This is a genomic window from Paractinoplanes atraurantiacus, from assembly GCF_900215205.1.
GTDB classification, from domain to species: domain Bacteria; phylum Actinomycetota; class Actinomycetes; order Mycobacteriales; family Micromonosporaceae; genus Actinoplanes; species Actinoplanes atraurantiacus.
On the sequence record NZ_OBDY01000013.1, the window covers coordinates 200,949 to 215,117 of the forward strand.

General features: G+C 71.9%; 9 protein-coding genes. 6 read left to right on the forward strand and 3 right to left on the reverse strand.

From position 1 onward, the window contains the following. Positions 1–4: 4 nt before the first annotated feature. Together CRP55_RS27650 and CRP55_RS27655 are read right to left on the reverse strand one after the other, a co-directional pair. A complete protein-coding gene (locus tag CRP55_RS27650; RefSeq protein ID WP_097323053.1) occupies positions 5–865 on the reverse strand; it encodes a MaoC family dehydratase in 861 nt (286 codons plus the stop codon). Positions 866–869: 4 nt separating this feature from the next. Continuing rightward, entirely contained in the window at positions 870–2,192 is a 1,323-nt protein-coding gene (locus tag CRP55_RS27655) for a 3-oxoacyl-ACP reductase (protein ID WP_097323054.1), read from the reverse strand. On the opposite strand from CRP55_RS27655, the gene CRP55_RS27660 reads away from it, so the two are divergent. The 3 genes from CRP55_RS27660 (at position 2,191) to CRP55_RS27670 (ending at position 6,045) form a co-directional block, all read left to right on the forward strand. Continuing rightward, a complete protein-coding gene (locus tag CRP55_RS27660) occupies positions 2,191–3,537 on the forward strand; it encodes an acetyl-CoA C-acetyltransferase (protein WP_097323055.1) in 1,347 nt (448 codons plus the stop codon). The two genes, CRP55_RS27655 and CRP55_RS27660, sit on opposite strands and share 2 nt — an antisense overlap. Before the next feature lie 80 nt (positions 3,538–3,617). Continuing rightward, complete coding sequence (locus CRP55_RS27665) at positions 3,618–5,732, forward strand: CHAT domain-containing protein (RefSeq protein WP_097323056.1); 2,115 nt, start codon at positions 3,618–3,620, stop codon at positions 5,730–5,732. Next, complete coding sequence (locus CRP55_RS27670) at positions 5,722–6,045, forward strand: hypothetical protein (protein ID WP_097323057.1); 324 nt, start codon at positions 5,722–5,724, stop codon at positions 6,043–6,045. Before CRP55_RS27665 ends, CRP55_RS27670 begins: the two co-directional genes overlap by 11 nt. Positions 6,046–6,050: 5 nt before the next feature. Here CRP55_RS27670 and CRP55_RS27675 read toward each other — a convergent pair whose 3' ends face one another. Further along, complete coding sequence (locus CRP55_RS27675) at positions 6,051–8,297, reverse strand: putative bifunctional diguanylate cyclase/phosphodiesterase (protein WP_097323058.1); 2,247 nt, start codon at positions 8,295–8,297, stop codon at positions 6,051–6,053. 65 nt (positions 8,298–8,362) lie between these two features. Here CRP55_RS27675 and CRP55_RS27680 point away from each other — a divergent pair, with 65 nt between their 5' ends. The 3 genes from CRP55_RS27680 (at position 8,363) to CRP55_RS27690 (ending at position 13,431) form a co-directional block, all read left to right on the forward strand. Next, positions 8,363–10,048 carry an MFS transporter gene (locus CRP55_RS27680; RefSeq protein WP_143234908.1) on the forward strand — a complete coding sequence of 562 codons (1,686 nt, stop codon included), beginning with the start codon at positions 8,363–8,365 and terminating at the stop codon, positions 10,046–10,048. A gap of 13 nt (positions 10,049–10,061) precedes the next feature. Next, a complete protein-coding gene (locus tag CRP55_RS27685; RefSeq protein WP_097323060.1) occupies positions 10,062–10,688 on the forward strand; it encodes a TetR/AcrR family transcriptional regulator in 627 nt (208 codons plus the stop codon). Between the two features lie 226 nt (positions 10,689–10,914). After that, positions 10,915–13,431, forward strand: a complete 2,517-nt coding sequence (locus tag CRP55_RS27690) for an ATP-binding protein (protein WP_245923404.1) — start codon at positions 10,915–10,917, stop codon at positions 13,429–13,431. Positions 13,432–14,169: the final 738 nt, after the last annotated feature.

Sequence of the window (14,169 nt, forward strand, 5' to 3'; positions counted from 1 at the left end):
GACCCTACCCAGGAGTAACTTGGCCCGCAAGATGGGGACGCTTGCCGTAGAGTTCGAATTGCCGGGAAGGCGAAGCGTGGAACGACACCGTGGACGGCAGCAGGATCGGCTGTTTGAAGGACACTTCCACGGTGTACGCGGCGGGGAGCCGGCCCTCGAAGAACGCCAGGCACCGGGCCAGGCTCCACATGCCGTGCGCGATCGGCCGCGGGAACCCGAACAGCCGCGCCCCGATCCGCGACGTGTGAATGGGATTGCGATCGCCGCTCACGCCGGCATAGGAACTGCCCACCCCCGCCGGCACCCGCCAAACCGCCGACGCGGGGGAAGGCGAAGGCGCGGAGGCGGGCGAAAGGGCGGCGGAAGGCGAAGAGGCGGGCGAGGGGCGGCCGGAGCGCGACGAATCCCCGGCACGAGAAAGATAGGTCGAAACGGCCGACCACACGGGAACACCCGCGACGGAAGCGGAGACGACCACGTCCACCTGCTGCCCGCGGGAATGTGGGCGCAGGTCGGCCGCCCGTACGGTGAAATCAAGAATGTCATCGGCCGGAACGGGCCGGAAGACCGTGATCCGGTTGGCGATGTGGACCAGCCCGATCGCCGGGAACGGAAAGTCCGGCGCCGTCAGCAATCGCATCGCCAACGGAAACGCCAGCACATGCGGATAGGTCGCCGGCACCGTGTCGGAGAGCCGGAATCCGCACACCTGGTCGTACCGAGCCAGGTGATCGCGGTCGATGGCCACCCCGCGCCGAATCAGTTCCAGCGACGGCAGCGCAGTGCGCCGCCCGCGCGGAATCAGCCCCAAGGCCGCCCGCAGCGTATTACCGGCCGGATCGGACGTCAGCTCCTCGACCGCCATCGCGTCACGCCCCCAGCAGACTCTGCCCGCAGACCCGCACCACGTTGCCGGTGACCGTCCCGGAGCCGGGCGAGGCGAACCACGCGATCGTCTCGGCCACGTCGACCGGCAGCCCGCCCTGCGACACGCTGTTCATCCGGCGCCCGGCCTCGCGCAGCATCAGCGGCATCTTCGCGGTCATCGCCGTCTCGATGAAGCCCGGCGCCACCGCGTTGATCGTGATCCCCTTCTCCAGCAGCGCCGGCGCCGTCGACTGGACCAGCCCGATCACGCCCGCCTTGCTGGTCGCGTAGTTCGTCTGCCCGCGGTTGCCCGCGATGCCGGCGATCGAGGACACCCCGACGATCTTTCCGCCGGTACGGATGAGGCCGCGCTCCAGGAGCACTTCGTTGATCCGCTCCGGCGCGGTCAGGTTGACCGCCAGCACGCTCCCCCACCCGCCGGCGTCCATCTTGGCGATCGTGCGGTCGCGGGTGATGCCGGCGTTGTGCACGACGATGTCGAGCGGGCCGCTCAGATAGGCCGCCAGCCGCTCCCCCGAGTCGGCCGCGGTCAGATCCAACTGCAGGGCCCTTCCGCGTACGTCGTTGGCCACCCCCGCCAGCGCGTCACCCGCCGCCGGCACGTCCAGGGCGATCACGTCCGCGCCGTCGCGCGCCAGCACCCGGGCGATCGCCGCCCCGATGCCCCGCGCCGCGCCGGTGACCAGGGCCGTCTTGCCGGCGAGGGGCCTTTCCCAGTCGGCCGGGGCCGGCGGCGTTCCGGCGCCGATCCGGATCACTTGACCCGAGACGTACGCGGACCGGCCGCTCAGCAGGAAGCGGGTCGTCGACTCGAGCGCGGTCTCACCGCCGGGCGCCACGTACACGAGCTGGCTGGTGATGCCCCGCCCGAACTCCTTGCCGATGCTGCGGGTCAGGCCTTCGAGGGCGCGCTGCGCGGTCGCCTCGCGCGGGGAAGCGGCCTCCGACGGCGGGGTGCCGAACACGATGACCCGGCCCGAGCGGGCCAGCGAGCGCGCGTTCGGGTGGAAGAAGTCGTAGAGCTCGCTCAGGGACGCCGTGCTGGTGATCCCGGTGGCGTCGAACACCAGCGCCCCATGGGGACCGGCCGGGGTGTCGAGCACCTCTGTCCCCGTACCGGAAAGAACCTTGCGAATCTCCTCGCCGAGCCGTCCGCCCGGAGCGCCGCCGAGCAGCACCGGGCCCGCCGCCGGCGGATCGCCGGCCTGGTATCGGCGCAGCCGCGGCGGATCGGGCAGCCCGAGCCGCTTGACGAGGTTCCGGCCCGCGCCGGAGTTCGCGAAACTCGCGTACCTGTCACCCATGGGCCGCAGCCTACTCGGGCCCGAGGTTGGTAGCCTACTGATCGGTAGCTATGCGACTTCCAAGGAGGCAACCGTGCCACGCAAGGTCGCGGTGCTGGGCGGCAACCGGATCCCGTTCGCCCGTTCGAACGGCAAGTACGCCCGGGCGTCGAACCAGGACATGCTCACCGCCGCCCTCGACGGCCTGGTGGCCCGCTACGGGCTGGCCGGCGAGCGGCTGGGCGAGGTGGTCGCCGGCGCGGTGCTCAAGCACTCCCGCGACTTCAACCTGACCCGCGAGGTGGTCCTGGGCTCGCGCCTCGACCCCACGACGCCGGCTTATGACGTGCAGCAGGCCTGCGGCACCGGCCTCGAGACGGCCATCCTGGTCGGCAACAAGATCGCGCTCGGCCAGATCGACGCGGGCGTGGCCGGCGGCGTCGACACCACCTCGGACGCCCCGCTGCAGCTCAACGACGACCTGCGCCGCACGCTGCTCGAGCTCAACCGGGCCCGTTCGCTCGGCGACCGCCTGAAGGTGCTGGCCAAGCTGAATCCACTGCTGGCCTTCAAGCCGGACGTGCCCCGCAACGCCGAGCCCCGCACGGGCCTGTCCATGGGCGAGCACGCGGCCGTCACCGCCGTGCGCTGGCATGTGGACCGTCAGGCCCAGGACGAGCTGGCCCTCGCTTCCCACCAGCGCCTGGCCGCGGCGTACGACACGGGCTTCTTCGACGACCTGGTGACCCCGTATCTGGGCCTGACCCGAGACCAGAACCTGCGCGCCGACACCAGCCTGGAGAAACTCGGGAAGCTGAAGCCGGTCTTCGGCGGCGAGAACGGCACCATGACCGCCGGCAACTCGTCCCCGCTGACCGACGGCGCGTCCACGGTCCTGCTCGGCTCCGAGGAGTGGGCCGCCGCCCACAACCTGCCGGTCCAGGCCTACCTGGTCGACTCCGAGACGGCCGCCGTCGACTACGTGCACGGCGACGAGGGCCTGCTGATGGCCCCCGCCTACGCGGTCCCCCGCCTGCTGGCCCGCAACGGCCTGACCTTGCAGGACTTCGACTACTACGAGATCCACGAGGCCTTCGCCTCCCAGGTTCTGGCCACCTTGGCCGCCTGGGAGTCACCGGAGTTCGCCAAGGAGCGCCTCGGCCTGGACGCCCCGCTGGGCTCCATCGACCGCGCCAAGCTCAACGTCAACGGCTCCTCGCTGGCCGCCGGCCACCCCTTCGCCGCCACCGGCGGCCGCATCGTGGCCACCTTGGCCAAGCTCCTGGCCCAGAAGGGCTCCGGCCGGGGCCTGATCTCCATCTGCGCCGCCGGCGGCCAGGGCGTGGTGGCCATCCTGGAGAGGTAAAGTCCGGCTCCTCTATGGACTCGCGCGCATCCGGCTGATATCTGGGTAGGTGCCCGGTCCGGACGCCGCTCGGGGGGATCATGACGCGCGCCAGGGGCTTCAGCGACGAACCGCCGGAGCCGGAGTCCTTCTGGTCCGGCGTCGCCGAGCACGTCGCGCGCGTCTGGGACCGCTTGCCGGGCGCCGTCGGCCCGGACTGGCCGGTCGTGCGGGAGGAACTGATCGGCCTGCTCGGCGAGATGGCGCGCACCGGCGACTCCGTTTCGCGCGACGAGCTGGCCTTGCGGATCGCCGACCTGATCGGGCCGTACACGGAGGCCATGTACACCCGCTACAACTCCCCGTCCGTCCGTGGCATCCCGCACGGCGACGAGGGAATATGGGAGGACGAGACCGGCCCGGCCCGGCGGTACGTCAACACGAGGCTGTGCCGGCACGGCACCGAGACCGACATCGCCCGCGACGCCGCGCTCCTGCCCGCGACCGGCTACGACGTGCTCGTCAACATCGGCCGGCGCGACGACCGCAGCCTGCTCCCGGCGGACGAGGCCGGCTTCCCCCGCGACCGGCTCCCGCCCGGCGGTCTCTGGCTGATGCTGGTCGTCCACACGCCGGCCGGGTTCGAGCAGCGCTGGCTCTACCTGCCGGAGGACGGCGACAGTTACGTCTGCCCGTGCTCCCCGCGAACGGCGTCCCATGTCTGCACGGCCGAGCAGCGCCGGCCCTTCGCGGTGGTCACCGTGACCACGCCCGCCGAGCCGGCCCGCCTGACCGTCCGGCTCGCGGTCTACCACGGCGCGGCGGTGGTCCACGTGCACGAGGTGGGCTTGCCGATGACCTCGCCGGCGCGCCTCTCGGCGACGGTCGTCTACTCGCTGACCCGTTCGTTCACCGACCTCGGCCCTTTCCGCGACCGCAAGCTCAGCGTCTTCACCTCGCCGTCGGCCGCCGGCACCGACGGGCGCGTCTACGTCAACGGGGTCAGTGCCGAGCCGATGGCGTTCTCCTACAGCGACCAGCAGGCCGAGAACGCTTGCAAGACCGCGCGGACGCAGTTGTTCCAGACGCATCTGGTGAAGGTGGCAGACCGGTGGACGAGCACCTATGACGACCAGCAGGCCAAGAAGCAGGCCGAGTTCGAGGCTGATCTGCTCGCGCTGGCCCGCGTCGGCCGCGCCCTGCACGCGAGCGTCTTCGGTCGCGGCGACGGGCCGCAGATCAGGCAGATGCTGCTGCACGAGGCGGGTGCCGGCCCGGCCGTCGTGCAGTGCGGGCGCCTGGCCAACGAGAAGCTGACCATCCCCTGGCAGATCGTCTACGACCTGCCGATGCAGTCCGCCGACGAAACGCCGTACGTCTGCCCGAGCGTGCGGGAGCTCGGCGGCCCGAAGCCGGGCGTCTGCCCCTACGAGGACGACCACAAGCCCGTGGGGCGCTCGGTGCTGTGCCCGTACGGCTTCTGGGGCCTGGCCCACATCCTCGAGGTGCCACCGAACCTGGGTGAGGAACGCGCCCTCAGGCACGTCGTGTCCGAGCAGGCGAACCTGCCCGTCGCGACGGTGCTCGGCTGGAACCCGCAGCCGAGCCCGGCGGAGGAGAGGAGCAAGGTCGAGGCGCTACGGCACGTGCAGGTGCTCCGCGAGGGCGCCCTGGGCGTCGTGTCGCCGGTGATCGACAAACGCCGCACCTTCGGCGAGCGGCTGGCGTTCGCCGACATGGACGTGGTGTACGTCTACGCGCATTGCGAGCGGCAGAGGGACGAGGGGGCCACCGCGTCGACGGCGAAAATCGTCTTCGGCACCGGGGAGACCTTCACCGCGGTCGATGTCCGCGGCTGGAACGAATACTACGACTGGCCTGCCCGGCACTGGGAGGACCGCGAGCCGCTGGTCGTGCTGAACGCCTGCCACACGGGCGAGATCCTGGCCGCCACGCTCACCGGCTTCGTCGACGCCTTCGCGCAGACCGCGGGCGCGGCCGGCGTGGTCGCCACCGAGGTGACGCTCGAGCAGTGCCTGGCCGGGCTGGCGATGGAGCTCTTCCTGGCCGAGCTGGCCCGCAACGTGCCCGTCGGCGAGGCCATGCGGCGCATGCGCTGGAGCCTGCTGGCCCGCGGCAACGTCATGGGGCTGGCCTACACCCCGTACTGCGCCGCCGATCTGACCCTGCGCCTCGGAGGTACGAATGGGAACTAGCCAGACCGTCATCAGCGTCGGCGCCGTCTGTTTCGGGATGGTCGTCGGCTTCGTGACCTACCGCTCGCTCGCCCGATCGGGTCCCACCTCGAGCGTCTCCGACATCGCGGCCGTGGTCGGCGTGGTCGGCGGCGGGGTGGTGACCTCGCTGTTCGATCCGACGCAGGGCGACGCCTTCGGGTGGTACGCGATCGGCCTGGTCGCCGGCATGGCCCTCTATCCGGTCGTCGTGCTGACGCTCGGCAAGAAGGTGAGCCAGGACTCCGGCGGCTCGGTCCTGCTCGGAAGCGACAGCGACCCGTCCCCCGAGTGAGGGTTCTAACTCGCGAGCTGGCGCGGACGGGCCGTCTCGGGGAACGGGAGCATCAGCTCGAACTCCGAGGCCGGCAGTGGGCGGCCGAACAGGTAACCCTGGCAGGACGGGCAGTCGGCGGCCTGGAGGGCCTTCCAGTCCTCCGGGTCCTCGACGCCCTCGGCGACGACCGTCATGTTCAGGGAGCGGGCCAGCCACAGCACCGCCGAGATGATGGACGACTTGCGCGGGTCGGCGGCCAGGCCGGCCACGAACGAGCGGTCGAGCTTGACCACGTCCGCCGGGACCGACTGGAGCCAGGTCAGCGAGCTGTAGCCGGTGCCGAAGTCGTCCAGGGCCACCCGGACGCCGAGCGCCTTGATCGACTCCAGGCGTTCGCGAACGTCGACCGAGGAGCCGAGCAGGGCCGTCTCGGTGATCTCCAGCACCACGCGGGACGGGTCCAGGCCCGGGTTCTCGGCCAGCACCGCGGCCACCATCGGGACGAAGTCCGGCTCGGCGAGCTGGCGCGGGCTGACATTGACCGAGATGTACGGCAACTGGTTCTTCCACGCCATCAAATGCCGTACGGCCAGGCGCAGTACGTGCTCGCCCAGCGCCACGATGAGGCCGGTCTCCTCGGCGGCCGGGATGAAGTGTCCCGGGCCGAGCAGGTTGCCCTCGGGCGTGAACATGCGGACCAGGGCCTCGGCGCCGACGATGCGGCCGGTGGCCGTGTTGACGATCGGCTGGAACCAGACCGGCAGCGCCGCCTCGCGGTCGCCGGCCAGCGCGGCCCGCAGCCGGGCCTCGGCCGCGATCCGCTCCTTGACCGCCACCCGCATCTCGTCGCTGAAGACCTGCAGGCGGTGGCCGCCGGCCCGCTTGGCCGCGTACATCGCCGTGTCCGCGGCCAGCACCGTGTCCTCGGCCTGCTCGGGCGTGCGGCCCACGGCCATGCCGATGCTGAGCGAGATCTGCATGTGGCCGCTGCTGAGGGTGAGCGGCTCGGTGAAGGCGGCCAGGATCTCGCGGCCCGCCTGGCAGCCGGCGTCGACCGCGCCGGTCAGCGCCACCACGAACTCGTCACCGCCGAGGCGGGCGACCAGCGAGCCGGCGGGCACGGCGGCCCGCAGCCGCACGGCCATCGCGCGCAGCAGCTCGTCGCCGGCCGCGTGGCCGAGACCGTCGTTGATCGACTTGAAGCGGTCGACGTCGAGGTAGAGCACGCTGACTCCGCCGCCGCCCTCGGCGAGCAGGCCGGCCAGGTCGCTCTCGAAGCCGGGCCGGGAGAGCAGGCCGGTGAGCGCGTCGTGGCGTACCTGGCGACGCAGCTCCTCCTCGTGCATGCGGCTGTCGGTGACGTCGAGGCAGTGCACGAAGACCATCTCGAGGTTGCCGGCGGCGTCGCGCAGGCCGGTGCTGTGCACCTCGACCCAGAGGGTCGAGCCGTCGTCGTGGCGCCGGTACTGGCGGGTCAGCACCGCGTCGTCCGGCGAGGCGACCAGCTCGGCCAGGGCACTGCCCTTGACGTCGAGCGGCGTGATCGGCAGGTCGGCGACGCGGAAGCCGGCCGGCAGCTCGTCCGGCAGGCGCAGCCAGGACCGGTAGGCGGAGTTGGTGCGCAGCAGCACGCCCTCCGGCGAGATCATCGCCATCGGGACCGGCGTCTCGTCGAAGGCCACGCCGAGCTGGGCCTGGCTCTTGTCGAGGCGGAGGTTGGCCCGCGCCTCCTCACCCTCGGTGAGACGCCACGCCACCACCTGGAAGGCGGCCGCGAACAGCACGGCCACGCCGTGCAGGACGGCCCAGAACAGCGGGTGCTGCTGCGCCGAGTGGTGCCCGTAGGTCGCCTCGGCGTCGAAGACGCCGAAGAACGCGTGGTGGGCCGTGGTGGCCACCAGGACCATGCCGAACGGCGCCCAGTCACGGTAGAGGGCGAGCGCCGCGACGGAGATGAAGAACGTGAAGTGGGCCTCGGTCTGGCCGTGGCACATGACGACGAAGTCCGCGCACGCGGCGGTGAAGCCGAACGACACGAACGACGACGACAGGCGCCGGCCGCTGACCAACCGGCCCCCGACCACGCAGCCCAGGGTCAGGAACAGCAGGACGAGCGTGAGCGGGTCGCCCAGTTCGTCCTTCCAGGCGCCGAAGACGGTGAGCGCGCCCACGCAGAGGGCGAGGATCAGCGTCAGCAGACGGTGACGGCGCGTCCAGTCCTCATCGCGCAGTCCACCGCCGGCCGGTAGCCAGGTCCTGATGTTGAGCATGCCCCGACGATCGGCGGCCCGTGGTGCGGGTCTCACCGCCGGTGGGTTGCCGGACGGTAGCAATCGTGACCGGCCCCACATTCCGATACGGATACGTCTCGTTTCGCTTAGGCTCCACGAATACGGAACAGTCTCGTATCGAAACGTGGGGGAAACGCCAGATGGACCAAACCGTGACGGCACCGGCCGGGCACCCCCGGCGCTGGGCCATCCTCGGTGTCCTGGTCATCAGCTTGCTGGTGGTCGTGCTGGACAACACCGTTCTCAACGTCGCCCTGCGGACGATCGCCGACCCGGTGCACGGGCTCGGCGCGACGCAGAGCGAGCTGGAATGGTCGATCAACTCGTACACGCTGGTCTTCGCCGGCCTGCTGTTCACCGCCGGCATCCTGGCCGACCGGCTGGGCCGCCGGATCACCCTGGTCACCGGCCTCGCGATCTTCGCGATCGCCTCGCTGGTCTCCAGCTACGCCGACTCGGCGAACCAGCTCATCGCCGCCCGCGCCCTGATGGGCCTGGGCGCCGCGGCCGTCATGCCGGCCACTCTGTCGATCATCGCGAACGTCTTCGAGCCGCGCGAGCGCGGCCGCGCCATCGGCGTCTGGGCGGGCGCGGTCGGCCTCGGCGTGGCCATCGGCCCGATCGTCGGCGGCCTGCTGCTCGAGCACTTCTGGTGGGGCTCGGTCTTCCTGATCAACGTGCCGATCGCCGCCGCCGGCGTCATCCTCGTGCTGGCGCTCGTGCCGGAGTCGCGCGACCCGCGGCCCAACCGCATCGACATCGTCGGCGTGGTCCTCTCGGTCATCGGTCTTACCCTCCTGACGTACGGGGTGATCGAGGGCGGAGACGCCGGGTTCGGCGATCCCCAGTCGTGGGGCACCCTGGTGGGCGCGGCCGTCGTGCTGGCCGGCTTCATCCTGTGGGAGCTGCGGGTCGAGTTCCCGTCGCTGGACGTGCGCCTGTTCGCCAACCGGCAGTTCTCGGCCTCGACCGGCGTCATCGGCCTGATCTTCTTCGCCGCGATGGGCGCGATGTTCTTCGGCGCGTTCTACCTGCAGCTCGTGCGCGGTTACGGCCCGCTCGCGTCCGGCGCGCTGTTCGTGCCGTTCGCGGTCGCCCAGATGGTCTTCGCCCCGCGCAGCGCCGCGATGGTCAAGCGGTTCGGCCCCAAGGCGGTCAGCACGGTCGGCCTGATCCTGGTCGCGGTCGGCCTGGCCGCGTGGCTGTTCGTCGGCGAGACCACGCCGATCTGGATCGTCGGCGCCGCGTTCTTCATCATGGGCGTCGGCATGGCCAACGTGATGCCGCCCGCCACCGAGTCGATCATGGCCGCGCTCCCCCGGGAGAAGGCCGGCGTGGGCTCGGCCGTCAGCAACACGATCCGCCAGCTCGGCGGCGCCCTGGGTGTGGCCGCGCTCGGCGCGGTGCTCTCCTCGGTCTACCGCGACCAGCTCGGCTCGGCCACCGACGGCCTGCCGCCGGCCGCGGCCGAGGCCGCCCGGGAGTCGATCTCCGGGGCGTACGGCGTGGCGTCGCAGGCCGGCCCGGCCGCGCCGCAGCTGCTGTCGCACGCCAACGAGGCGTTCGTCACGGCCATGCACTGGGCCTCGGCCGGCTCGATGGTGTTCGCCGTGCTCGGCGCCCTGGTCGCGCTGATCTGGATCCCCGGCAAGCGCCCGGCCGGCGCGCCCGCCCCGACCAGCGCCGAGGGGCTGGCCGAGGAGCAGGGCGTCGAACTGGTCGAAGCGTGACACGTCGGCAACAATGATGGACATGACCACGGCCGAGGCCACATCCGAGACCGCCCAGGAGCGTAAGGCTCCTGGGCGGCCCCGCAACGCCCAAGCGGACGAGGCCATCCTCGACGCCGTCCTCGACCTGCTCGCCGAGGGCTCCAGCGCCGCCGCCGTCTCGATCGAGGCGGTCGCTGCCCGGGCCGGGGTGGGCAAGGCGACGATCTACCGGCGCTGGGCCAACAAGGACGCGCTGATCATGGACGCGATCCGCGGCATGAAAGGCCCGCTGCCCGAGCCGGTGGGCGTGTCGGTCCGCGACGACCTGATCATGCTGATCAAGGCCAACCGCAGCGGGCGGGCCAAGCGCTACAGCAAGGTCACGGCCTGCCTGCTGCCGGAGTTCCTGCGCGACGACAACCTGTTCGACATGTGGCAGGCGGTCATGGAGCCCCGGCGCGACGTGACCCGCCGGGTGCTGCGCCGCGGCGTCGAGACCGGTGAGCTGCGGGCCGACCTCGACATCGAGCTGGCGGTGCTGATGATGACGGCGCCGTCGATGATGCACGGCATGCTCCGCTGGGCACCCAAGGTGCCCGAGGAGGGATTCGCCGAGTCCCTGGTCGACGCATTCCTCCGCGGAGCCGCCGCGTCTTAGCCCCCTGCCAGAGGCCGTCTATGGGGCGCGGCCGGTCGTGCCGCTCCCGCCACGTGGGAACGACCCCCCGTTACCGATCCGGCCGCGCCTCATCACTCTGCGGCAGAATTCGCCCGCGCGGGCGGAATCCGAACGAATCCGAATGTCCGCCGCCCGACAACCGTGGTAGCGCGCGGCGACTACCGTCGATGATTCGCCGCCCCCACATCCCCCTCGGAGCCGCGACGTGCCCTCCGCCGATCGGTTCGCCATGCTGCCCGATCCGGGGCAGGCCACGACGCTGGACGAGTTCGCCGCCGGCCTGCGGCTGCTGAAGGCCTGGGCGGGCAACCCGTCGTACGAGACGATCACCGGCCGGGTCAACGCCCGGCGGCCGGCCGCGCGGGCGGTCGGCAAGACCACGGTGGTCGACTGTTTCCGCTCGGGCCGGCGCCGCCTCGACGACGAGCTGGTCGTCGCCGTGGTCGAGGCCCTGCACAGCGACCTCGGCTACGTCACCCAGTGGCGGCACGCGCTGCGCGTGATCAGCGGCGAGTCCCGGGCCGCGGCCCAGGTCCGGGTGCAGGACTTCCTGCCGGACGACCTGCCCGGCTTCACCGGGCGCGAGGCCGAGGCCGACCGGGTGGCCGCCGCGGTCCGGGACGGCTCGGCCGTGATGATCTCCGGGATGGCCGGGGCCGGGAAGACCCGCCTGGCCGTGCACGTCGCCCACCGGCTGGGCGACTTCGACCACATCCTGTTCGTCACGCTGCGCGGCTTCCACCCGGACGAGACCCAGCCGCCGGCCGACCCGTCGGCGGTGCTGGACGCCTTCCTGCGCCTGCTCGGCGTGCCCGGGCAGCAACTCCCGCATGATCTCGGCGCGCGCTCCGCCGCGTACCGGAAAAAGCTCGTGGGAACCCGGACCTTGGTCATCCTGGACGATGCGGCGTCGGAGGAGCAGGTGCGGCCGCTGCTGCCGCAGGCCGAGGGTTGCGTCGCGCTGGTCACGAGCCGCCGCAGCTTCCCCGGCCTGGCCACCGTCGACGTGGGTGTCTTCACCCCCGGCGAGGCGCTGGCCTTCCTCGCCCGCGACGTCCCCGGCGTGCCCACCGGCACCGACCCGCGTGCGGCCGAGCGCATCGCCGCCCGCTGCGGGCGTCTGCCGCTCGCGCTCGCCCTGGTCGCCGGGCACATGCGGGCCAAGCCCGGCTGGACGCTGACCGATCACGCCGACTGGCTCGACGAACGCCACCGCGCGGGCCGTCTCGACTCGGGGGTGCAGTTCGCCCTCGACGTCTCGTACCGCAACCTGCCGCCCGCCGAGCGTGACCTTCTCCGCCTGGTCGCGCAGCACCCGGGCCAGGACTTCGACGTCTACGCGGCGGCCGCGTTGTCCGGCTGTTCCCTGCCCGCCGCCGATGCCCGCCTGCGCGAGCTTGCCGCCCACCACCTCGTCCAGCCGTCCACCGGCGGTCGTTTCACACTGCACGATCTGATTCGGTCGTACGCCGCGGGCCGCGCCGGCGACGAGGACCGCCGGGCCGATCGCCGCGCCGCCCTGACCCGCGTCTTCGACCTGTACCTGGCCGCGGCGGCCGCCGCCATGAACCGCCTCGACCCGGTCGAGGCCCACCGCCGCCCGGCGATCGACGCCCCCGCGACCCCGCTGCCGGACGTCACCGACCCGCTGCGCTGGCTGGCCGCCGAGCGGGCCAACCTGATCGCGGTCACCGCGTACACGGCCGCCGAGGGCTGGCCGTCGCACACGACGAGGCTGGCCGCGGTGCTGTTCCGCTATCTGATGGGCGGCTTTCACGCCGAGGCCCTGGCCGTGCACGGTCACGCCCGCGACGCCGCCCGCGCCTCGGGCGACGCGCACGGCCACGCCCGCGCCCTGGCCCACCTGGCCGTGGCCGAGGTGCAGCTGGGCCGGCACGAGGACGCGGCCGCCCACCTCGAACAGTCACTGCAGCTCTTCCGCCACGCCGGCGACGGCGTCGACCAGGCCCGCACCCTGAACAACCTCGGCGTCGCCGAGACCCGGCTGGGCCGGTACGAGCGCGCGGCGGGCCGCCATCGCGAGGCGCTGTCGCTCTACGAGCAGGCCGGCGACCGCACCGGTCAGGCCCGCGCCCTGGTCAACTTGGCCAACTTGGAGTCCCGTACGGGCGACGACACGGTCGCCGCGAGCCAGTATTCGGCGGCGCTGGCCCTCTACAAGGCGACCGGCGACGAGCTGGGCGCCTGCGGGGCCTTGTCCAACCTGGGCGAGCTGGAGACCCGCCTCGACCGTCACGACGACGCGATCGCCCACGTCGGGGAGGCGCTGTCGATCGCCCGCCGCCTGGGAAACCGCAGCCTGGAGGCGTGGGCCTTGGACAGCTTGGGCACGGCTCACCGCGGCCGAGGCGACCTGGCCGAGGCCACCGCCTGCCACCGCGCGTCGCTGGACATCTTCGAGCAGACCGCCGACGTCGACGGCCAGGCCTGGGCCCACAACGGCCTGGGCGAGGACGCACAGAGCGCGGGCGACCTGCCCACCGCCGTCGCCGCCCACACCGCCGCCCACGAGGCCGCGGTCACCGCCGCCGACCGCCAGCAGCAGGCCCGGGCTCTGACGGGCCTGGGCGACTGCCACTGGACGCTGGGCAACCGCGACCTGGCCCGCAAGCACTTCTACGAGGCCCGCGCCCTGTGGATCGTGCTGCGCTCCCCCGAGGCCGACCGGATAACCACCCTCCTCGAGGCCGTCCCTTCCTAGGCCCTCGCCGTTGACCTTGGTCCAGCCCGGGCTGCCGCCCACCGCCGCCGCCTGCACCGGAGCGGAAATACCAAGGACTCCCATACCGAGCACCACCGCGAACACTGAAACGGCCCGCCGACCCCGCTCCTCGATCGATTTCGTGCGCGGCAGCATAGTGGACCATCGATCCCCGATCGGCCCCACCAGATCACCGCCAGAAACAGCCACCGAACAGCACTGTCCCGCCTCCGACCCGACGGCCGACAGCTTCCCGACCTACCATCCCGGCGGCGTCGAACCTCCCGGAGCGTGCCATCCAAGCCGGAAATACCGTCATCGACACCCTATGCACCCGTGGGGATATTCTTCATCACTGCACCTAATCCCCCACGCCCGGGAGACATTTTCCAAGACCCCTCGAATGGCACATCGAATTAGTGTCCGGTGACTCGCTTCAGGCCGCGGCGAAATCGCCACGCGCGCAAGTCCCATATCGCCGTTCACCGCGTGATACCGCCCGTGGGCGAGACACCGCACGCGTGCACCGCATGCCCGAACCACGCCCGAACGGTCGATGGCCGACGGCGCCCGCCCCGGAATTCCACAGCGCGACCGGAAAGCCATACCACCCGACGAACCCGGCCCACGCAGCGACCTTCGCCACACCGGAACCGCTGCCTGCACCACCGCCACAGCTTGGGCAGCCATCTCGCCGGGCACCACCGCCTCGGCTCGCGCCGCCATCCCGGCCTGGGC